Origin of the sequence: Oleomonas cavernae, from assembly GCF_003590945.1 — a bacterium.
Classification (GTDB): Bacteria; Pseudomonadota; Alphaproteobacteria; order Zavarziniales; family Zavarziniaceae; genus Zavarzinia; species Zavarzinia cavernae.
Genome location: NZ_QYUK01000011.1, coordinates 2744446 through 2764932, shown reverse-complemented (window position 1 = coordinate 2764932; position 20487 = coordinate 2744446). Strand labels below are relative to the sequence as shown.

Below are 20487 nucleotides of genomic sequence, written 5' to 3'. Positions count from 1 at the left end.
TGACATGACCGACACGCTGCCGCCCCTCCTGCCGACCGACGGTTCCAAGCTCAACCTGATCGGGCTCGACCGCGAGGCGCTCGGCCGCGTGCTGGACGAGATCGAGCAGGGCGGCAAGTCGCGGCGCATGCGCGTCCAGCAGCTCTGGCACTGGATGTACAACCGCGGCGCCACGCGGATCGAGGACATGTCCTCGCTCTCCAAGGACCTGCGGGCGGCCTTGGGCGCGGTCGCCGACGTGCATCGGCCGGTGATCAGCCGGGCGCTCGAATCGGTCGACGGCACCCGGAAGTGGCTGGTGAAGTGGGACGACGGCCAGGAGGTCGAGACCGTCTTCATTCCCGACGACGACCGCGGCACCCTGTGCGTCTCGTCCCAGGTCGGCTGCACCCTGACCTGCCGCTTCTGCCACACCGGCACCCAGACCCTGGTGCGCAATCTCTCGGCGGCCGAGATCGTCGGCCAGATCATGATCGCCCGCGACGCGTTGGGCGAATGGCCCTCGCCCATCGAAGGCCGGCTGGTCTCGAACATCGTCATGATGGGCATGGGCGAGCCGCTCTATAATTTCGACAATGTCGCGGCCGCTTTGCGCATCGCCATGGACAACGAGGGCCTGTCGCTGTCGCGCCGGCGCATCACCCTGTCGACCGCCGGCGTGGTGCCCTTGATGAAGCGCTGCGGCGAGGAATTGGGGTGAACCTGGCGGTCTCGCTCCACGCCGTGACCGACGAGGTGCGCGATGCGATCGTGCCGCTCAACAAGAAGTACCCGATCGCCGAACTGATGCAGGCCTGCCGCGACTATCCCGGCCTCAACAATGCCCGCCGCATCACCTTCGAATATGTGATGCTCAGCGGCGTCAACGACAGCCCGGCCGATGCCCGTGCCCTGGTGCGCCTGATCCAGGGCATCCCGGCCAAGGTCAACCTGATCCCGTTCAACCCCTGGCCCGGCGCGCCCTTCGAGCGCTCGACCCCGCAGGCGATCAAGACCTTCTCGCAGATCGTCTTTGATGCGGGCTATGCCAGCCCCGTGCGCACCCCGCGCGGCGAGGACATCATGGCCGCCTGCGGCCAGCTCAAGTCGGATTCGGTGCGCCAGCGCAAGGCGGATATTCTGCGCCAGCAGGTCGCCGCCGCCTTTGCCGCCAAGGACGCCGCCGCGATCCCGCCGGCCGCCTGAGCAGCCATTCCGAGAGGGCCGGGCCATGCGTGTGACGGGCATCGTACTGCTGGTATTGGGCGGCCTGTGGCTGCTTTCGGCGCTGGCCGGCCTGCGCGAGGCCGGTGTCTTCGAGAACGGCGGCGTGGGCGCGGTGGTGGCCCTGCAAGCCCTCGCTTCGGGCCCCGGCCTGGTCCTCCTGATCGGCTCGATCTTCCTGGCCGCCGGCAACATCACCGCCGAACTCCGCCGGCTACGCCCGCCGCGCGAGGGTTGATTGGCCGCAGGCGCGGAATACCTATTTAAAATTATAATTCCTCGTACTATAGTTCTGTGAACTAGGCATTGCTGGTGAAAGTCTACAAGACCCGGTGGATGGCGAGATTCCTGCGGCGCGAGCGGCTTGGCGATGGCCGCTTGCGGGAGGCGATCAACCAGGCAGAACGAGGCCTTGTGGACGCCGACCTCGGCGGCGGCTTGGTCAAGCTGCGGGTCGCCCGCACCGGGAAAGGCAAGTCTGGCGGATATCGAATGCTGGTGGCCTATCGCCGGGGCGATCGGGCCGTGTTCCTTTACGGCTTTGCCAAGAACGAGCGCGAGAACATCGAGCCTCACGAATTGCTGACGCTGCGGGAGATCGGGGCGGTTTGGCTGGCGGCATCGCCTGAAAGCATTGCGCAAGCGGTCAAGGACAAGGCATTGGAGGAGGTGGCGGATGACGAAAACGGGCCAAGCTAGCCGACTGACCAAGGCTCTGCTCGAAACGGCCGACGACATGCGTCGTACCGGCGTCATGGATGCAGCGATGCACGAGAAGATCACCCTGCGCCACCTGGGGGCAGCCGGTGTACCGGCGGAGGCGCCGATCGGTCCGGAAGACATTCGCGCCATTCGTCAGGCCGCGCGCCTCAGCCAGGCCGTGTTCGCGCGCTATCTCAATATGACGCCCGGATATGTGTCGCAGTTGGAGCGCGGCGTGAAACGGCCGACCGGCCCGGCGCTTGCCCTGCTCAACATCATCCGCCGCAAGGGCATCGACGTGGTCTTTTAGCCACTGTTCGGCCTTGATGCCGTGACCATTCCAGGTGCGCAACTTGTAGCCGGTTCATACTCATTCGCCGTCATTCCGGCGCAGGCCGGAATCCATTGAGACGTCGCGCGCAGCCCCGGAATGAATCCCGGTCTTCGTCGGGATGGCGACCTCAGGGTTGCACCGCCCGAGAGTAACGAATGGCTAACCATTTCCGCGGAATACTGCGGTCGCAGGTGCATTGCGCCCGGGGAAGCGCGCGCCCGATCAATCCGTACTGAAAATCCCGATCCGCGACCGAAAGTTCCTCAACCTATCCAAGTCGGTGAATTTGCCATGGCGGACATCCATTTCATTGAGGGGCAAATCGGTGAAATCGCCTCGGTAGACATCCATCTCATCGCGCTGATCGTCGGCGGCGTTATCATTGGCATGGTATTGGAGCATTGGCGCGCCGAGTTCATGAAACGTCGCTGGCGCGCCAGGAGAGAGGCGCGTGGGCGAAAGCCGGCCGACAACATTTTCTGGGTTCGCAATACTGCGGTTCCGCCAATTGCCGATGCTCCCGAGCAGCTTCGTGTCGTCATGAAGGCTGTCTTCAGCAAGCGCCCCCTCCTCTCCAAGTCGGAGGCGCTCGTCTTCTACGCAGCGGAGAATGCGGTGAAAGAAACGGGCCTGTCCTGGCGGGTGATGGCGCAGGTCAGCCTCGGCGAAATCCTGTCGTCTCCCAGTGCAGATGCCTATGCGGCGATCAACAGCAAGCGCGCCGATGTGCTGATCGTGACGCAGGCCGGCGACCCCATCGTCGCGATCGAATATCAGGGGCATGGTCATTACCAGGGCTCGGCGCCGGCTCGCGACGCCGTTAAGAAAGAAGCCTTGCGGAAAGCCGGTGTTCGCTACATCGAGATGACGCCCGAACACGGCCCTGATGACCTCGTTCGGGAGATCATGCGCATAGCCCGCGTTATCAATCCGGTCTCCCCGAATCGCGGTGTGCCGTCACCAAAAACGCCAGACCAGGCAATACCGGACGCCGGCCCCTCAGCGTAAGATTCATCAGTCATTCCGGCGAAGGCCGGAATCCATTGAGACGTCGCGCGCTGCCCCCGAATGGATCCCGGCCTGCGCCGGGATGACGACCTTGAGGTTACGCCGCGAATATCGGCGGGCGCTGGTCGGCCCAGGGCTTGGCTTGTTCCAGTTGAGACGCCACGCGGAATAGCAGGCCTTCGCCGCCGACGCCGGCGCCGATCTGCACGCCGATGGGCAGGCCGGTCGCGGCCCAATGCAGGGGCAGGCTCATGGACGGGGTGCCGGTCAGGTTGGCCAATTGGGTGAACGGCGTCCATTGCAGGAGGCGGCGCGCCATCTTGTGGACGTAGCCGGTCTTCAGCAGCACCCAGGACAGGCGCAGGGCCAGGATCACGCGCAAGGCCGCCCGGTCGCCGGCCGGCGTGTCCTGTTCGCCGACACGGGGCGGGGGCAGGGCGTTGGTCGGGGTCAGGTACAAGTCGTAGCGCCCATGGAAATCGGCCAGGGCGCGATTGTAGGTGTTCCAGCGATCGTGAATGGCGATGTAGTCGGGCGCGCTGATCGCCCGGCCGATGCCGGCGATGCCCAGCGTATCGAGCTCGAAGCCCTCGTTGCCGCAACCGGCCTGCTGCTTCACCGCGGCCACCGCCGCCCCCGCCATAGCGAAATAGACCGAGAGGAAATCATCGGCCAGGGCATCGCCGTCGATGGCGGGCTCGGCCTCCTCGATCGTGTGGCCCAGGCTCTCCAGCAGGCGGGCGGTGTCGGTCACCGCGCGGACGCACTCGGGATCGACCGGCGTGCCGATGGGCGAGCGGGTGCAGAAGCCGATCTTCAGGCTGCCCGGATCGCGGCCCAGCTCTTGCGCATAGGGCCGCTCGGGCGGGGCAATGGCGAAGGGGCCGCCCAGTTCAGGGCCCTGGATCGCATCGAGCATGCGGGCGCTGTCGCGCACGCTGCGCGAGACCACGTGCGAGACCGCGCCGCCGTGCATCATCTCGGCATAGTCGGGGCCCGAGGGCGTGCGCCCGCGCCCGGGCTTGAAGCCGAACAAGCCGCAGGCCGAGGCGGGCAGGCGGATCGAGCCGCCGCCGTCGCTGGCCCCGGCCATGGGCACGATGCCGGCCGCCACCGCCGAGGCCGAGCCGCCGCTGGAGCCGTAGGGCAGGTAGTCCAGGTTCCAAGGATTGCGGGTGGGGCCGTGGGCCTCGGGCTCGGTCACGCCCTTGAAGCCGAATTCGGGCGAATTGGTATGGCCGAAGGGCACCACGCCCGCGGCCAGGAAGCGGTCGACCAGCGTCGCATTGCGGTCCGGGCGATAGTCGGCCCGCTTCAGGCCCTTGTTGCCGTAGGTGGAGCGCTCGCCGGCATAGTCCTGCAGGAAATCCTTGAGCAGGAAGGGCACGCCGGCGAAGGGGCCGTTCAGCGGCTCGTGCTCGACCCGCCGACGCGCCCGGGCATCGAAGCGCGAGATGATGGCATTCAGCCTGGGGTTTATCGCGTCGGCCCGCTCGATGGCGGCGTCCAGCAACTCGCCCGGCGTCACCTCGCGCCGGGCTACCAGGTCGGCCAGGCCGGTGGCATCAAAGCTGGTGTAGTCGAAGTTCTTCATGCCCGGCCCCGTTGCGTCCCCCTGCCACTATCGGGGGGCCGGCGAAATCCGCAAGGGCCGTGTCAAACCGCCTTCATCAGGGCGGCGACCCGGGGGCGGCCCAGGCGCTGGTGCAATGCCTCGTCGGCGCCGGGACCGGGCAGGGCGCGCAGGTCGTGGATCCCCAGGGCCCGGCCATCGGCGGCGCGCACCTCGACCTTGGGCAGGGGCTGGCCCGCCACCCGGTCGACCAGGATGATCGGCGGGGCATGTCCGGTGCAATGGGCGTCGCCCCACTGCAGCAGGGTGACCAGGACCGGGAACAGCGCCTCGCCCTTGGGCGTCAGGCGGTACTCGACCTCGCGGCTGCCGTCCTTGGTCAGGCGGGCCATCAGCCCTTCCGCCACCAGGCGCTTGAGCCGGGCCGAGAGGATGTTGCGGGCAACGCCCAGCCGCTCGGCAAAATCCTGGAACCGGCGGGTGCCGAAGGCGGCCTCGCGGATGATCAGCAGGGTCCACCATTCGCCGACCAGATCGAGGGTGCGGGCCAGCGAGCAATTGAGCGGGGCAAGCGAGTTCCGAGTCATGCCGGAAGGCTAGCGCGATAGGTTTTGATTTGCAACTGTAGTCCTGTTGGACGGTATACGAGATCACACACCTGCTATGATCGCAGAGGTAATTGCCCGTTGCCGCGCGTTTTGGCCTAATGGCCGTGGTTGCATGAAAGGACCAGCTTTATGGCTCCGTCGTCACGCCAACAACCCGAGCCCGCCGGCGACACGCCGCGCCCCACCTCGCCGCCCCAGCTCGACTTCAAGATCGAGAGCCTTTTTCCGCACGCGCCGGCAGAGCCGGTGGAACCGTTCCTCGTCCCGGCGCCGCCGGTGGTTCTGGCCGCGAACGGGATCTTCGTCGAAACCGCTGAGGGTTTTGATACGCAACCGATGGCCAACGGCCCTTTCGGCACCCTGCACGGCGGCGCCATCGGCGGGCTGCTGGCCAACCGGGCCGAGGCGCTGGCGCTCGACCAGGGCCTGGGTACGCCGATCGGCGCCCATATCCAGTTCCTGCGGCCGCTGAAGCAGGGCCGGTTGACCGCCTTCGCCGAGGTGGCCCAGCCGGGCCGGCGCCTGAACCTGGTCGATGCGTTCATCGAGGTCGACGGGGCGCTGCGGGCCGAAGGCCGCTTCACCTTCGCCAGGGACCTGGCGATCGCCGGCCTGCCCTCGCTGCCGACTGAAGATGTCTTCGATCCGCAGGGCCAGCCGGAAATCGCGCCGGTTCACCGGCCGAACCAGCCGTGGTTCAAGGATGCCCTGACCTGGCGCGCGGGCCCGGACGGCATCGTCTGGATGCGGCCGACCGTCTCGATCGGCGATCCCGCCCACATCCTGCCCCACGTCATCGCCGTGGCCGACTGGGCCAGCGGCATCGCCCGGCCCGACGGCTGGCACAGCCCCAAAGCGGCAGCCTTCCCCAACCCGTCCCTGACCATCCAGTTGTGGCGCCGGCCGGCGGGCGACTGGATCGGCATGAAGCCGGTCAGCCGCTGGAACCCGGCGGGCTTCGGCATGTCGGAAGGCACGCTCTATGACGTCAAGGGCGAGATCGGCACGACCAGCCAGCCGGTGATCCTGCTGCCGCTGCCGGAATAAGCTTGGCCGCGACTTGAGCGCCCGAGGCTTTTCCCTATACTGCGCCCGCCCACGATAGGGGCACTATCCAAGGACGGATGTTATGGCGCGCGACGTTGGCAAGGTCGTGCTCGCCTATTCAGGCGGGCTCGATACCTCGGTAATTCTGAAATGGCTGCAGGAAGCCTACGGCTGCGAGGTGGTGACCTTCACTGCCGACCTGGGCCAGGGCGAGGAGCTGGAGCCGGCGCGCCGCAAGGCCGAGATGGCCGGGGTGAAAGAAATCTTCATCGAGGACCTGCGCGAGGAATTCACCCGCGATTTCGTCTTCCCGATGTTCCGTGCCAATGCGCTCTACGAGGGTGTCTACCTGCTGGGCACCTCGATCGCCCGGCCGCTGATCGCCAAGCGCCAGATCGAGATCGCCCGCAAGGTCGGCGCCGACGCCGTGGCCCATGGCGCCACCGGCAAGGGCAATGACCAGGTCCGCTTCGAGCTGTCCTACTACGCGCTGGAGCCCGGCATCCGCGTCATCGCGCCGTGGCGCGAATGGGACCTGACCTCGCGCACCAAGCTGATCGACTTCGCCGAGAAGCACCAGATTCCGATCGCCAAGGACAAGCGCGGCGAGGCCCCGTTCTCGGTCGACGCCAACCTGCTGCACACCTCGTCCGAGGGCAAGGTGCTGGAAGACCCCTGGGAGGAGCCCGGGGAATTCGTCTACAGCCGCACCGTCTCGCCCGAAGCCGCCCCCGACAAGCCGACCTATATCGAGGTCGAGTTCGAGAGGGGCGACGCGGTTGCCATCGACGGCGAGCGCCTGTCGCCGGCGACCCTGCTCGCCCGCCTGAACGACCTGGGCGGCGCCAACGGCATCGGCCGCCTGGACCTGGTCGAGAACCGCTTCGTCGGCATGAAGTCGCGCGGCGTCTACGAGACGCCGGGCGGCACCGTCCTGCACGCCGCCCACCGCGGCATCGAATCGATCACGCTCGACCGCGGCGCCGGCCACCTCAAGGACGAGCTGATGCCCCGCTATGCCGAGCTGATCTACAACGGCTTCTGGTTCAGCCCGGAACGCGAAATGCTCCAGGCCCTGATCGACAAGAGCCAGGAACATGTTTCGGGTACGGTGCGGCTGAAGCTCTACAAGGGTTCGGTCCGCGTGGTCGGGCGCAAGAGCCCCAATACGCTCTACTCGCTCAGCCACGTCACCTTCGAGGAAGATGCGGTCTACGACCAGCATGACGCCGAAGGTTTCATCAAGCTGAACGCCCTGCGCCTGAAGCTGCTGCGCCGCCGTGGCATGAACCAGTGAAGGACCAGGTTCCAGAGGCGCCGGCCATGCGCAGCGAGCACGCGCCCAACCGGCGCCACTGGGACGAGGTCACCGACCTGCACCGGGAATCGCCCTTCTACGACGTGGAAGGGTTCCTGGGCGGGCGCTGTACCGTGGGGCCGATCGAGCGCGAGGCGCTGAACCCGCTGCTGCGCAAGAACCTGCTGCACCTGCAATGTCACTTCGGGCTCGACACCTTGAGCCTGCTGCGCCTGGGCGCCACCAAGGTGGTGGGCGTCGATTTCTCGGCCAAGGCGGTCGAGGCGGCCCGCGCCCTGGCCGAGAAGCTGCGCCTGTCGGCCTGGGCCGAGTTTGTCGAGGCCGATGTCCTGGATCTCGATCTGGGGCAGAAGTTCGACCGCGTCTTCACCTCGCATGGCGCGATCAACTGGCTGTCGGACATCGCGGCCTGGGGCCGGACCGTGGCCCGGCACCTGGCGCCGGACGGCTTCTTCTACATCCTCGAAGCCCACCCTACCGGCCTGGTCTTCGATCTGGCCGAGGACGGCCGGCTGTTCCAGAAGTTCGACTATTTCAGCAAGCCCGAGCCCCTGGTGCTGGAAGGCGTGCCCGACTACGCCGAGCCGGACTATATCCCCAGGGAGCCGGGCATCGGCTGGATCTGGTCGCTGGCCGACATCATGGGCGCACTCGAAGCCGCCGGCCTCCAGGTCAGCGACTTGCGCGAATATCCTTTTGCCGCCTGGGCCGCCCTGCCGGACATGGTCCCGGACGAAAGCCGCTACTACTGGCGCCGTCCCAAGGGCAGCGGCCCCGACACGCCCCTGCTGTTCAGCCTGAAGGCAAGGCACCGCTGAAGCTGACTAGATCCAGTTTTCGATCGCCAGGCCGGGAATGCGCTGGAACTCCCGGACATTGTTGGTAACCAGGGTGAATTGTTCCGACAAGGCGTGGGCCGCGATCCACAAATCGTTGCCGCCGATCATTTCTCCCCGCCGCTCGAGCTCGGCTCGAAGGAGGCCATAGGTCTCTGCGGCGCTGTCGGGCAAGGCCAGCACGGGAAGCAGCGACACCAGCGCAGCCAGCCTTTCCAGGCTGCTGTCTCGGCTGGTGCTCTTCTCCGCGCCGTATCGCAACTCTCCGTAGGTGATCACCGATATGGCCGCGGCACCGGCCTCCAGTTGGTGAAAGCGTTTCTGTACCTGCGGCGGCCGGTTTCGGCGAATGTAGATGATCATGTTCGTGTCGAGCAGAAAGCGCGGCACAGTCACAGACCTTTTCGGCTCTGGGGCGGAGGGTCGACACGCTCGTCGGCGAACATATCTTCGGGAAGTTCGGCAATCAGGTCGAAGACATGCGCCATGTCACTGGGAAGCGCGCGCAGGACGATTTCGTCGCCCCGCCTGAAAATCTCGACCTCGCTGGCCTCGAGCCGGAATTGCTTGGGCAGCCTTACCGCTTGGCTATTGCCGGACTGGAAGACCTTGGCCACCGCCATCGCTCAATCTCCTCGTATATACCAAAAGTATATACGAGGAGTGCTGGCTTTCAACCCTCTTTACACGAACTTGCGTTCGACCAGGACCAGGCGCAGGGCGAAGCCGATGAAGATCACGCCACTTGAGGCCTCGATCGCCGTGCGGAACCAGCGGTTGGCGGCGATGCGGTTGGCGGCGCGGGCGGCAAAGGCGGCGACGACGCCCAGGTAGATGCCGCCGCCGACCGCCAGCGTCAGGCCCAGGATGAAGGTCTGCAAGGCGACCGAGCCCAGGGCGGGCGAGACGAACTGGGGCACGAAGGCGAGGTAGAACAGGATCACCTTGGCGTTCAGCATGTTGGTGCCCAGCGCCTGGAGAAATATCTGCCGCGTGCGCCCGTTGCCGGTCACCGGCGCGGCCGGGGCGGCGCCCGTCCGCCAGTGGTGGTAGGCGGCGACCAGGGCGCGTGCGCCCAGCCAGGCGAGGTAGCCGGCGCCGAGCAGCTTGAGAACCTGGAACAGCGTGGGCGAGGCCGCGACCAGGGCCGAGATGCCGGCCGCGGCCAGGGTCGAATGGATGGTGTTGCCCACGGTGATGCCGCCGATCGCGGTCCAGCCGGCCTGGCGGCCCTCGAACAGGCTGCGCCCCAGGACCAACAGGAAGTCCGGCCCGGGAATGAGGATCAGCACGGTAGCGGCGACGAGGTAGAGTTTGAACAGGTGGGGGTCGAGCGGCAGAGTCACGGTCAGCGCCTTCGTATCGGGCCTTGCGGGCCCAATCGAACGCGCCGCCGGGACGCTGTCAAGATTGCCGTCAAGCAGCCCTGACCTGCGTGAGGAAGCCGTCGACCCGCGCCCGCAGGCCGGCAGTCTCGGCCGAGATGGCGGTTGCCGCCGCCAGCACCTGGTGCGCCGCTTCGCCGGTCGCGCCGGCTGTCGACAGCACGACCTCGATGGCCTGGTCGGCCGTCGCGGCACCATCGGCGACCTGCATGATGCTGCTGGCGATTTCCTTGGTCGAGGCACCCTGCTGCTCGGTGGCGGCGGCGATGGCCGCGGCAATGGCATTCAACTCGCTGATCGCTGCCGCGACCCCGGAGATCGCGGCGACCGATTCCTGGGTGGCGCCCTGGATCCTGTCGATCTGCTGGGTAATCTGCTCGGTTGCACGCGCGGTCTGGTTGGCGAGATCCTTCACCTCGGCTGCCACCACGGCAAAACCTTTGCCGGCCTCGCCGGCGCGCGCCGCCTCGATCGTCGCGTTCAACGCCAGCAGGTTGGTCTTGCCCGCCACCGCCGAGATCAGCCCCGCGATTTCGCCGATCTGGGCCACCGCGTCGGCGAGGCTGCCCACCGTGCGCCGGCTGCGTTCGGCCTGGGCGGCGGCCTCGCTGGTGCGATGGCTCGAATCGGAAATGCGGCGGCCGATTTCGGCGACCGATGCCGATAGCTGCTCGGCCCCGGCGGAGACCGACTGGGCACCCGAAAGCGCCGATCCGGTGGCGGCGCGCCCGCCCTCGGCCTCGATGCTCACCTGTTGCGCCGAGCCGGTCATCATGCGAGCGTTGCCTTCCAGCTCCTGCGCGGCCGTGGCCAGCGCCTGGACGATGGTGCTGATCTCGGCATCGAACCGATCGGCCAGCGCACGGGTCTCCTGGCGCCGTTCCTGTTCGGCCTTGCGGCGCTGCTGCTCTGCCTCTTCCTGGCGCGCGATCTCGGCCTGGCGTTCGGCTTCCCGCCGGGCGCGGCGTTCGGCCTCGCCGCCCTGGCGCAGGGTTTCGGCCTCGGCCGCCAGGACGGCCGCTTCCCGCCCGCGGTCGCGCAGGATCGATACCGCCCGGGCGATCTCGCCGACCTCGTCGCGGCGCTCGCCGCCCTCGACGGCGATGTCGAGATTGCCGTCGGCGATGCGCCGGATGATGCCGGTGACCCCGACCAGCGGCCGGGCGATGCTGCGGCTGATCAGGAGTGCCGCGGCAATGCCCAGCAGCACCGCGACGGCCGCCCCGATCAGCACGAAAGTCTCGGCGCCGCCGCGGCCGTCGCGCGCCATGGCGTCCTGCCGGCCGACCACCTCGGCGACATTCCGCGCCACCTGCGCGGCCGCGTCGCTCATGCCGGTGCGGGCCGCCTGCAAGGTCGCCGTCGCCTGTTTCAAGCGGGCGAAGCCGGCCGCGAGATCGGTCACCTGGGCACGCGCCGTGTCGAAGCCGTTGCCGCTGCCCAGGGCGTCGAGGGCCTGGCCCAGTGCCAGGATCACGGCGTCGGCCTGGGCGTCCTCGCCTTGCAGGAAACGGTTCACCTGGACCTCGATATCGCGGGCCCCGGCGGCGAGGCTGGCCGCCTGGGCAGCGGTCGCGCGCGCCTGGGTCAGCGCGGCCAGGGCCTGGGCCGCGTCCTCGTCCGATCGGGCCGCCTCGCTGCTCTCGCCTTGCGCCAGTTCTTCCGCCAGCCCGGCGATCTGCCTGGCCGAGGCTTGGGTCGCCAGGCGCTGGGTTGCGAGTTCGGCTTGTGCCGCGTCGAGCTGGGCCTTGGCCTCGATCAGGGCGGCCAGCGCCGTGCGGTAGCTTTGCGCCTCGTTCGCCAGGCCGGCGGCGACCTCCTCCATGGCGCCGCGCGGCACCGAACGCCGCAGGGCGGTCACCTTGGTGTAGACGTCTCGAATGGCCGTCTTGGCCGCCTGCGCATCGGCCTCGTCGCCATCGGCGCGGAAGGCCTCGGCGGCGAAACTGGCTTCAAAGCCCAGGCGCTCGATCTCGCGTGCCGTGTCGCGCCAGGTTCCGTCCCCGCCGCTGCCATCGCCGTCCGAGACCTGCAGCAGCGAGCCGGCGAGGCCGGCAAAGCGTTTGGCGGCGTTGCTGGCGCTCGTGCTGGCCTCACGCATCTGTGCGCTCGCCAGTACCGTCGCGGCCTGGGCCTCGACGATCGCGGCAAAGCCCTGGCGCAACTGGGCGGCATATTGCCCGACCACGAGGGCGGTGGCGGCGTGCTCTTCGTCGCCCAGGCGCCGTTTCAGATCGACCGCGAGCGAAAAGGTGGCGCGCAGGGAGTCGGCGACCCGGTCCTTGGCCGTCTCGTCGCCCAGCAGGAAATCCTGCACGGCGCGGCCTGCCGCGTCGGCGGCCCGTGCGAGCCCGCGTGCGCGCTCGGCCGTCTCGCGCCCGGCCGCGGCCACCGCTCGCGCCGTATTGAAGGTGTTTTCACGGGCGCCGGCCGCCTGTGCCGCGTCGCGCTCGATGGCTGCCGCCGCGGTCCGCAACGATTGCGTGATCGTGTAGATTTCCGCGGCCGCCAGGTCGCCGGCGCTCTGCGCCTGGGCCGCGGCGCGGATGGCGCCGGCATAGGCTGAAAGATCATCGGCGATCGCCGCCGCGCTGCTGCCCAGCGCCGGCACCAGGCCGCGGGCCTGATCGGCCAGCGCATCGACCTGGCCGGCTGCCGCCGCGTCGACCTGGCCGGCGCCGCGAACGAGCGCCAGCCCGCGTTCGATCGCGGTTACATCGTGGCTGATGCCGATATGGCCGGCGAATTCCTCGAGGCTGACGTAGCCGATGGCGGCCACGCCAACGGTGAGCGCGATCGCCAAGGCGAATCCCGTCGCTATGCGTCCCCTGATCGACATGCCCGTGTTGCCTGCCCGCTTGTTCGTTCGGGCATGATCAAACCGCGCGCCTGCTTAACCTCGAGTTAAGCGCCACGGCCTAGTTTTTCCTTTGGCACGAGAGAACTCGCAGGCCGGGAGGAAGAAATGATCCGTAGAATGCTGGGCGCGACTATTCTGGTCGCCACGATGGGGCTGGGTTTTGGCGCGCAGGCTGCCAACGATTTCGAACCGGGCCTCAACAAGGTCCTCGACGAGAACATCGGGGCTTGGGCGGCCGATCCCGCGGTGATCGCGGCGGTGAAGGCGCAGAACGCCAAGAACGCGGCCCTGGATCAGGCGGCGATCGACACGCTGGACAAACAGTGGCGCGCCGAGGCCAAGGCCGGCGGCGGCCCCATGATCACCGAGGTTACCTCGAACGCCCTGTCGCAATTCCTCGCCGGCAAGGCCAAGGCCAGCGACGGCCTGTTCCTGGAAATCTTCGTGATGGACGACAAGGGTCTCAACGTCGGCCAGAGCAGCGTCACCAGCGACTATTGGCAGGGTGACGAGGCCAAGTGGCAGAAGAGCTTCGGCGCCGGCCCCGGCGGGCGCCTGATCGACGAGGTCGACTTCGACGATTCGGCCAAGGCCTTCGTCTCCCAGGTCAGCCGGACCATCGTCGATCCCGCCGACGGCCACGCCATCGGCGCCGTCACCGTCGGCGTGAACGTCGAAAAACTGCCCTGAGAGCCAGGCTATAGCGCGGGCGGCGGCAGCCCGGCCTGGGCACAGGCCGCCGTCAGCGTATTGGCCAGCAGGCAGGCGATGGTCATGGGGCCGACACCACCCGGCACCGGCGTGATGTGGCCGGCGACCTCGGCTACCGCCGGATAGTCGACATCGCCGACCAGGCGGGTGCCGCTCCCGTCCGGCTTGGCCACGCGGTTCATGCCGACGTCGATGACCACGGCGCCGGGCTTCACCCAGTCGCCCTTGACCATTTGGGCGACCCCCACCGCGGCGATCAGGATGTCGGCCTTGCGCGCCAGCGAGGCGAGGTCGCGGGTCTTCGAGTGGGCGATGGTGATGGTGCAGCTCTCGCGCAGCAGGAGCTGGGCCATCGGCTTGCCGACGATGTTGGAACGGCCGATGACCAGGGCGTCGAGCCCGGCCAGATTGTCGCCCAGCCGGTCCTTGATCAGCATCAGGCAGCCCAGCGGCGTGCAGGGCACGGTACCGGCGGCGCCCACGGCCAGGCGGCCGGCGTTGACCACGTGGAAGCCGTCGACGTCCTTGTCCGGGTTGATCAGGTCGATGACCTTGGCACTGTCCATGTGCTTGGGCAGGGGCAGTTGCACCAGGATGCCGTGGACCGCCGGATCGGCATTGAGGGCGGCGACGCGGGCCAGCAGCTCGGCCTCGCTGGCCGTGGCGGGCAGGCGGTATTCGAAGGAATTCATGCCGGCGGCGCGGGTCTGCTCGCCCTTGTTGCGGACATAGACCTGGGAGGCCGGATCGTCGCCCACCAGCACCACGGCGAGGCCGGGGTGAAGCCCAGCCCGGCCACCGCCTGGGCGATGCGCCCGCGCAGGCCCGCTGCGAAAGCCTTGCCGTCGATCACTGCTGCCGTCATGGGGCGCCCTGTCGCGATTTTGAAAGTGCCGCCTTAAGCCATTCCTCGATGCGCTGCAACAACGCCGGTGCCGCACCCTCGATCACCAGCAGCTTCTGCCGCGACGTGTGGCCCGACTTGATGACCACGGCGGATTTGGGCAGGTGCAGGCCGTCGGCCACGAAGCGAATCAGGGCCTCGTTGGCGGCCCCGTCGACCGGCGGCGCGTTCAGCCTGATCACCAGCGCGGCCCGCCCGTCGGCCCCGGCCACGATGCTGTCCAGGGCATTGCGCGAGGCCCTGGGCGTCAGCTTGACGGCGAGGCGCACCGCCTTGCCGCCGGCCTCGGCACTATAGGGCAGGCCGGTCATATCACAGGCCGAGCAGTATCTCGGGGATGAAGCGGCGCAGGAAGAAGATGGCGATCAGCAGGACGATGGGCGAGAAGTCGACCCCGCCGGTGGCCGGCAGGATGCGCCGGATCGGGCGCAGCAAAGGCTCGGTCAGGACATAGAGCACCTGGCCGATCGAGCGCACGGCGGGGCTGTAGGCGTTGACCACGTTGAAGGCGATCAGCCAGGACATGACCGCGGAAATGATCAGCACCCAGGTATAGAGGCCCAGGATCAAATCAATGGTTTGGATAAGCGCGATCATGACATCCTTCCGGGGAGAGGCCCCCGGGATGTAGGGCCTGGCAGGGCTTCGCGCAACCCGCTTGACAGCGCCACCCCGCTTGAGGATAGTGCGCGCCTTCGCCAGCGGCGGGTATGGGGCTGTAGCTCAGTTGGGAGAGCGCCTCGTTCGCAATGAGGAGGCCAGCGGTTCGATTCCGCTCAGCTCCACCACCGTCCCCCGCGGCGCGAATTTCTCGAAAAGCAGTCGTTTTCAGCCGTCCCGCCCGGCGCCGGTTGGCTGACTTGCCCGGTCATGCTAGGAGTCGGGCTGGCCCCCTGGCTTGCGGGCCGGCACCTCCGGTCGAGGGAACGGCATGTGGAAACGCGCGGCGGCTCTTGGGTTCTGCGCTTCGATCGCCCTGAATACCGTGCCGGTGCTGGCCCAGCCGGACTGGCGCATCGTGCCCGCCATGCTGGCCGCCTGGTACATTGCCGACTTCGCCTCGGGCCTCATCCACATGTACATGGACTATCGGCCCTGCGCCGAAGGCTCGAGGCTGGATGAGCTGTTCTTCTATGAGGGCCACCGCGGCAGCCCGGCCTACAAGGCGCTGCACCGCGAGATCATGTCGAAGCTGAATCTCTTCGAGCAGTTGGTCTTCGATTTCAAGGCCCATCATCCCCGCCCCCTGACCTTGGGGCGGCGGGATCTCCTGGCCCAGGTCTGGGCGACCGTTGCCGTCCTCACCCTGCCGGTCTCGCTGCTGCTCAACCTCGCCTGGCTGACCCTGCCGGTGCCGCCGTGGTTCATGGCCGGCGCCGTCACCGCGCTGATCGCCGGCACCCTGTCGCAATATTTCCACGGCACGCTCCACCGCCGGGCGAACCCGTGGATCATCCCCGTCATGCGGCGGTTGCACCTGCTCATCACGGTGGAAGCCCACGATCTGCACCACGCCACGCTGGACCGCGATTTCGCGACCATCAGCGGCTGGTCCAACCCGGTGCTGAACCGCGTCTTCAACTGGCTCAAGGCCCGCGGCAGCTTCAACCCGGCGGGGCTGGAGCCCGCCCGGGACAAGACCGCGACCACTGCCGGATAGCGGCTCTGGTCGGATCACTCGAACACGAACTCCACGCGCCGATTCTGTGGGTCGCGAACGCCGTCTTGCGTTGGCACCTGAGGCCAGCGCTCACCCTTGCCGATCGTCACGACGCGGCCGGCGGCGATGCCGAGTGCGGTGACAAGGGCTTTGACCGCCTCTGCCCGCTTCCTTGACAAAACCAAGTTGTAACCGGCTGGCCCCGATCTGTCGGCGTGCCCGCTCAGGACGATGGTCGAGGCCCCGATCGCCCGAAACATGGTGACAGCGTCAGCAATGATTCCGCGGCTCTCATCGTTGATGGCCGTCGAATTCCAGTCGAAGAACACCATGTAGGAATAGTCTGCCGGGCAGCAGGATTGATCGCCGTTTTCGGCCCCAGCCGGAGGTATGTCGGCGGTCTGAGCGCAGCCGCCCAGCAGCTGCCCGATCAGGGCAAGGGAACAGATCCCCCGTGCGGCTGACATTGTCATCGTCCTCTCCACTCGCCTGCCGGTTGATGATTCATTAACACCGGGCGGGCATCCTGCGATCGCCGTCAATTTTCAATCGACAACGGGGATCGGGGAAGAGAATGCGCCGCCTGTGCCTGAGTTTGGCTGCTGTTTGCCTGCTGCCCGGCATCGCCTGGGGCGACGGTGCCCGCAAGCCGGTCACGGTCACCCCGATTCTGTCGACCGCCACCACCGCCTCGGGCCAGCCGATCGCCCTGCCGGCGGGGCCTGTCACCGTGGGCGTGTCGCGCTATGTCATCGAGCCGGGCGCCAAGCTGCCGGTCCACAAGCACCCCAGCCAGCGCTATGCCTATGTCCAGGCCGGCAATCTCACCGTCTACGACGTCGATACCGGCCAGCGCTTCGATTACAAGCCGGGCGATTTCATCGTCGAGGTACTCGACCAATGGCACTACGGCGAAAATACCGGTGCCGTGCCGGTCGAACTGCTGGTCATCGACCAGACGCCGGCGGGCACCACCGTCAATACCGTGACCAAGCCTTGAGGCCGAAACGCCCAGGCTCGTTTGCCCAAGTGTGCAGGCGATATGATACGAAAAGACGAGGCGGGGCCCGCCCGTTTGCAGCGACGCCGCCATGGCCGCGATGCTAGCTTTCGCAAGAAGGCTTCCTCGGGGGCGAGATGGGAACCGCATATTCCTGGCGACAGGCGATCGCCGGGATCGTCGCAGGCCTGCTTGCGTTACTTCTGGTGTTTGGCCTTGCCGGGACCGCCGTGCCCGCCCGGGCGGGCGAGCTGACACGGGATGCCCTGGCCACACAATTCTCCCCGCCCTTCAGCCTGGGCCAGAAGGACCCCGACCTGCCGGTCTATCCCTTTTTCCGCAGCGAGGGCGGGGCGGACAAGCTCGCCGGCTATGTCTTCGAAAGTGTCGATTTCGCACCGATCCCCGGATTTTCCGGGACGCCGCCCGACCTGCTGGTCGTGCTCGGGGTCGACGGCAGTTTCCAGAGCGTCTCGGTGGTCTCCCAGCACGAGCCGGTGTTCCTGCACGGCCTGGGGCCGGAGCCGCTGAATGCCTTCGTCGCCCAATATGCCGGCAAGACGCTGGCCCAGAACGTCAAGGTCGGCATCCCGCGCGAGCGCCAGTCGGCCCAGGGCGAGAGCGGCACCAACGAGGTGATCGACGGCGTCGCCAAGGCGACCGCCTCGGTCCGCATCATCAATGAAAGCGTGCTGGGCGCGGCACTGGCCGTCGCCCGTGCAAAGCTCGGGATAAGCGGGCCGCCGCGGGCGCCGGCGCATCCAAGGCCCGAGGTCGAGGCGATGGATTTCGCCGGTCTGGAACGCGCCGGCCTCGCCGTCCATCTGGTGCTCCGCGAACGAGATGTCGAGAAGGCCTTCGCCGGCACCGCGGGCGAGCGTACCGATCCCCTCGCCCTCCGCGATCCGGACGGCGTCTTCGCCGATCTCTGGGTCGCCTATCTCAACATCCCGACGGTCGGCGCCAACCTGCTCGGCGCCGCCGACTGGGCCGACATGGCGGAGGGGCTGGATGGCGCCCATGCCCTGTTCGTCGCGGTCGGGGGCGCTACCGCCCGTTCGACGAGCCCTATGTCCACGGCGCCACGCCGGACATGCTGGCGCTGTCGCAGGGCGGCTTGCCGCTGGACATCAAGGATTACGTCTATGAGAAGCCCCTGGCCCTCGCCGACGCGCCGCAAGGTCCGCATGTCGTCCTGAAAGTGTTCGGTCTCGCCGGCTTCGATCCGGCCAGCCCCTGGCGCCTGACGCTTCGCCTGATCCGCGAGAAGGGCCAGTTCCGGCCGGAGCGGGCGACGGCCGATTTTCCCATCGACGTCACCTTGCCGGCGGAATGGTTCCAGTCGCCAGCCGGTGCCTCACCCGAGGATACCGGCTGGCGCTCCATGTGGCACGACCGCGCGGGCGACCTCGCCGTGCTGGGGGCGGCCCTCGCCCTGCTCGCGGCGGTCCTGGCCTGGCAGCCGGCGACCATGCGCCGGCCGACCCTGGTGCTCGGCTTCCGGTTGGGTTTCATGGTCTTCACCCTGGTGGTGGTGGGCTGGCTCTTTCAGGCGCAACTCTCGATCGTGACGCTGGCGGGTGTCGTGAAGGCGGTGCTGGTGACCGGCGATCTCGGCTTCCTGCTGTGGGATCCGCCCAGTCTCGTGCTCTGGGGCGTGGTGCTGGTCAGCGCGGTGGTCTGGGGTCGGGGCACTTTCTGCGGCTGGCTCTGCCCCTTCGGGGCGATGCAGGAATTGCTGGCGGAAATCCCGCGGCGCCTTCGCCTTCGCCAGTGGCGGGTGCCGCCCGGGCTGGACCGGCGGCTGCGCGGCCTGAAATATCTCGTCCTTCTGGCCTTCCTGGCGATCGTTGTCCTCTGGCCCGCGGCGGCTGAAGTCGCAGCCGAGGTGGAGCCGTTCAAAACCGCGATCACCGTCGTCTTCCTGCGGGAGTGGCCGGCGGTCGCCTGGGCGGTCGTACTGCTGGCCGTCAACCTCGTGGTCTACAAGGGCTTCTGCCGCTATCTCTGCCCGCTCGGCGCCTTCGTGGCGATCCTGGGCCTGGCCCGCCGCTTCGACTGGATCGCACGCCGCGTCGAATGCGGCTCGCCCTGCCGGCTGTGCGAGCGCCGCTGTCGCTACGGCGCGATCTCGGCCAGCGGCAGGATCGATTACGTCGAATGTTTCCAGTGCATGGACTGCGTGGTGATCCACGAAGACCGCAGGACCTGCGTGCCGCTGGTGCTCGACGACCGGCGGATGGCGCGGGCGAAGGAGCAGACGCCATGACAGCGGATGGCAAGGGGCCCGACCGGCGCTTCGTCCTGGGCTTGGCGGCGGCGGGCTGTGCCGGCCTGGCGCTCGGCGCCGACATCGTCTTGGCCCGCCGTCCCGAGGCGAGCATGGTCCGGCGTTCGGGCCTTGCCTTCGGCACGACCGTCTCGGTTACGCTGGTCGACGATGGCGCGGCGGCAATCGAACCGGCCTTCGAGGCTGCCTTCGCCGCCATCCGCGCGATCGAGCGGGCGGCCAACCTGTTCGATCCGGGCTCGGAGATCGCCCGCCTCAACCGCGACGGGCGGCTGGACCACCCCTCGGCCGATTTCCTGGCCATGGTCCGCTTCGCGCTGCACCTGGCGGAAGCAACCGATGGCGCCTTCGACCCGACCGTCCAGCCGATCTGGTGCGCCTGGCGGGACGCCCACCTGCAGGGCCGCATGCCCGATGCGGCCACCCTGGCGGCCGCGGTCACCCGGGTCGGCTACCGCGCGGTCAGGGTGGCGGAGGCGGCGGTCGCCTTCGCCGGCAACGGCATGGGGCTGACCCTGAATGCGCTGGCCCAGGGCCTGGCGACCGATCGGGTGATGGCCGCCGTTGCCGCCTGCGGAATCCGCAACGCCTTCATCGACACCGGCGAACTGGGAGCCCGTGGCGGCCGGCCGAATCGCGGGCCGTGGCGGGTCGGGATCGCCGACCCGCGCGCCGTGGGCCGTCTGCTGACCGAATTTTCCCTGGCCGACCGCCGTTTCGTCGCCACCTCGGCCGACAACCAGACCTTCTGGACCCCGGACTTCGCCGAACACCATATCGTCGAACCCTGGTCGGGCCACAGCCCGCGTGCGCTCGCCGAATGTGCCATCGTCGCCTCCAGCGGGCTGATGGCGGACGGCCTGTCGACGGCGGCCATGGTGGTCGGCCCCGCCCGGGTCGGTGACCTGCTCGCGCTCGATCCGGGGGCGATCGCTTATCTCGTCGACAAGGCCGGCCGGACCGCCGCCCTAGGCCCCGGCATCGGGGCAGTCTGAAGCGACTTGCCGGGAGACCGGGCGCGGGCGAGATCGCCTGTTGCATCCCCACC

Annotated in this window: 22 protein-coding genes, 1 tRNA gene and 2 pseudogenes; 15 read left to right on the top strand and 10 right to left on the bottom strand. The window is 68.0% G+C overall.

The window, feature by feature from the left end:
- Positions 1-19: 19 nt before the first annotated feature.
- The 5 genes and pseudogenes from rlmN to D3874_RS17085 all read left to right on the top strand — a co-directional run.
- A pseudogene (gene rlmN / locus D3874_RS17105) lies at positions 20-1185 on the top strand (23S rRNA (adenine(2503)-C(2))-methyltransferase RlmN); the annotation flags it as partial.
- A gap of 25 nt (positions 1186-1210) precedes the next feature.
- A complete protein-coding gene (locus D3874_RS17100) occupies positions 1211-1441 on the top strand; it encodes a hypothetical protein (RefSeq protein WP_119779149.1) in 231 nt (76 codons plus the stop codon).
- A gap of 74 nt (positions 1442-1515) precedes the next feature.
- A complete protein-coding gene (locus D3874_RS17095; RefSeq protein WP_119782338.1) occupies positions 1516-1902 on the top strand; it encodes a type II toxin-antitoxin system RelE/ParE family toxin in 387 nt (128 codons plus the stop codon).
- The gene (locus tag D3874_RS17090) at positions 1880-2215 is read left to right on the top strand and encodes a helix-turn-helix domain-containing protein (protein WP_119779148.1); all 336 of its coding nucleotides are present in this window, start codon (positions 1880-1882) and stop codon (positions 2213-2215) included. The genes D3874_RS17095 and D3874_RS17090 overlap by 23 nt, the downstream gene beginning before the upstream one ends.
- Positions 2216-2530: 315 nt before the next feature.
- Positions 2531-3247, top strand: coding sequence for a DUF2726 domain-containing protein (locus D3874_RS17085; protein ID WP_158596079.1), 717 nt, complete (start codon positions 2531-2533; stop codon positions 3245-3247).
- 97 nt (positions 3248-3344) lie between these two features.
- Here D3874_RS17085 and D3874_RS17080 read toward each other — a convergent pair whose 3' ends face one another.
- The gene (locus tag D3874_RS17080; RefSeq protein ID WP_119779146.1) at positions 3345-4841 is read right to left on the bottom strand and encodes an amidase; all 1497 of its coding nucleotides are present in this window, start codon (positions 4839-4841) and stop codon (positions 3345-3347) included.
- A 62-nt stretch (positions 4842-4903) separates the two neighbouring features.
- Complete coding sequence (locus tag D3874_RS17075) at positions 4904-5407, bottom strand: winged helix-turn-helix transcriptional regulator (protein WP_119779145.1); 504 nt, start codon at positions 5405-5407, stop codon at positions 4904-4906.
- Positions 5408-5557: 150 nt separating this feature from the next.
- On the opposite strand from D3874_RS17075, the gene D3874_RS17070 reads away from it, so the two are divergent.
- From D3874_RS17070 to D3874_RS17060, 3 genes are all read left to right on the top strand, one after another.
- A complete protein-coding gene (locus D3874_RS17070) occupies positions 5558-6475 on the top strand; it encodes a thioesterase family protein (protein WP_119779144.1) in 918 nt (305 codons plus the stop codon).
- Positions 6476-6557: 82 nt separating this feature from the next.
- Positions 6558-7772 carry an argininosuccinate synthase gene (locus D3874_RS17065; RefSeq protein ID WP_119779143.1) on the top strand — a complete coding sequence of 405 codons (1215 nt, stop codon included), beginning with the start codon at positions 6558-6560 and terminating at the stop codon, positions 7770-7772.
- 26 nt (positions 7773-7798) lie between these two features.
- A complete protein-coding gene (locus D3874_RS17060) occupies positions 7799-8611 on the top strand; it encodes a class I SAM-dependent methyltransferase (RefSeq protein WP_147385702.1) in 813 nt (270 codons plus the stop codon).
- A gap of 6 nt (positions 8612-8617) precedes the next feature.
- Here the strand turns inward: D3874_RS17060 and vapC are convergent, their stop codons facing one another.
- From vapC to D3874_RS17040, 4 genes are all read right to left on the bottom strand, one after another.
- Positions 8618-9019: a type II toxin-antitoxin system tRNA(fMet)-specific endonuclease VapC gene (gene vapC, locus D3874_RS17055; protein WP_274380622.1), complete on the bottom strand. Its 402-nt coding sequence runs from the start codon at positions 9017-9019 to the stop codon at positions 8618-8620.
- A 2-nt stretch (positions 9020-9021) separates the two neighbouring features.
- Positions 9022-9252: an antitoxin gene (locus D3874_RS17050; RefSeq protein WP_119779141.1), complete on the bottom strand. Its 231-nt coding sequence runs from the start codon at positions 9250-9252 to the stop codon at positions 9022-9024.
- Positions 9253-9312: 60 nt separating this feature from the next.
- Positions 9313-9975, bottom strand: a complete 663-nt coding sequence (locus tag D3874_RS17045) for a LysE family translocator (RefSeq protein ID WP_119779140.1) — start codon at positions 9973-9975, stop codon at positions 9313-9315.
- Between the two features lie 70 nt (positions 9976-10045).
- Complete coding sequence (locus D3874_RS17040; protein WP_158596078.1) at positions 10046-12817, bottom strand: methyl-accepting chemotaxis protein; 2772 nt, start codon at positions 12815-12817, stop codon at positions 10046-10048.
- Positions 12818-12979: 162 nt separating this feature from the next.
- Between D3874_RS17040 and D3874_RS17035 the strand changes: the two genes are divergently transcribed.
- Positions 12980-13564 (top strand): hypothetical protein, encoded by a 585-nt coding sequence (locus D3874_RS17035; RefSeq protein ID WP_199699106.1) that lies wholly within the window; start codon positions 12980-12982, stop codon positions 13562-13564.
- A gap of 8 nt (positions 13565-13572) precedes the next feature.
- Here the strand turns inward: D3874_RS17035 and folD are convergent.
- From folD to D3874_RS17020, 3 genes and pseudogenes are all read right to left on the bottom strand, one after another.
- Positions 13573-14450: pseudogene (gene folD / locus D3874_RS17030) on the bottom strand (bifunctional methylenetetrahydrofolate dehydrogenase/methenyltetrahydrofolate cyclohydrolase FolD).
- Positions 14447-14800, bottom strand: coding sequence for a DUF167 domain-containing protein (locus D3874_RS17025; RefSeq protein ID WP_119779138.1), 354 nt, complete (start codon positions 14798-14800; stop codon positions 14447-14449). The pseudogene folD and the gene D3874_RS17025 overlap by 4 nt, the downstream one beginning before the upstream one ends.
- 1 nt (position 14801) lies before the next feature.
- Positions 14802-15086, bottom strand: coding sequence for a YggT family protein (locus D3874_RS17020; protein WP_119779137.1), 285 nt, complete (start codon positions 15084-15086; stop codon positions 14802-14804).
- 115 nt (positions 15087-15201) lie between these two features.
- Here D3874_RS17020 and D3874_RS17015 point away from each other — a divergent pair.
- Positions 15202-15277, top strand: a tRNA-Ala gene (locus D3874_RS17015).
- 143 nt (positions 15278-15420) lie between these two features.
- Positions 15421-16149: a fatty acid desaturase CarF family protein gene (locus tag D3874_RS17010; protein WP_119779136.1), complete on the top strand. Its 729-nt coding sequence runs from the start codon at positions 15421-15423 to the stop codon at positions 16147-16149.
- 14 nt (positions 16150-16163) lie between these two features.
- Here the strand turns inward: D3874_RS17010 and D3874_RS17005 are convergent, their stop codons facing one another.
- Positions 16164-16622: an OmpA family protein gene (locus tag D3874_RS17005; protein ID WP_147385701.1), complete on the bottom strand. Its 459-nt coding sequence runs from the start codon at positions 16620-16622 to the stop codon at positions 16164-16166.
- 101 nt (positions 16623-16723) lie between these two features.
- Between D3874_RS17005 and D3874_RS17000 the strand changes: the two genes are divergently transcribed.
- The 4 genes from D3874_RS17000 (at position 16724) to D3874_RS16985 (ending at position 20434) form a co-directional block, all read left to right on the top strand.
- Positions 16724-17149 carry a cupin domain-containing protein gene (locus D3874_RS17000; RefSeq protein ID WP_119779134.1) on the top strand — a complete coding sequence of 142 codons (426 nt, stop codon included), beginning with the start codon at positions 16724-16726 and terminating at the stop codon, positions 17147-17149.
- A gap of 137 nt (positions 17150-17286) precedes the next feature.
- Positions 17287-18348, top strand: a complete 1062-nt coding sequence (locus D3874_RS16995) for a hypothetical protein (RefSeq protein WP_119779133.1) — start codon at positions 17287-17289, stop codon at positions 18346-18348.
- Complete coding sequence (locus tag D3874_RS16990) at positions 18243-19418, top strand: 4Fe-4S binding protein (RefSeq protein ID WP_119779132.1); 1176 nt, start codon at positions 18243-18245, stop codon at positions 19416-19418. The genes D3874_RS16995 and D3874_RS16990 overlap by 106 nt, the downstream gene beginning before the upstream one ends.
- Positions 19415-20434, top strand: a complete 1020-nt coding sequence (locus D3874_RS16985) for an FAD:protein FMN transferase (protein WP_119779131.1) — start codon at positions 19415-19417, stop codon at positions 20432-20434. The genes D3874_RS16990 and D3874_RS16985 overlap by 4 nt, the downstream gene beginning before the upstream one ends.
- The last annotated feature ends 53 nt before the right edge of the window (positions 20435-20487 follow it).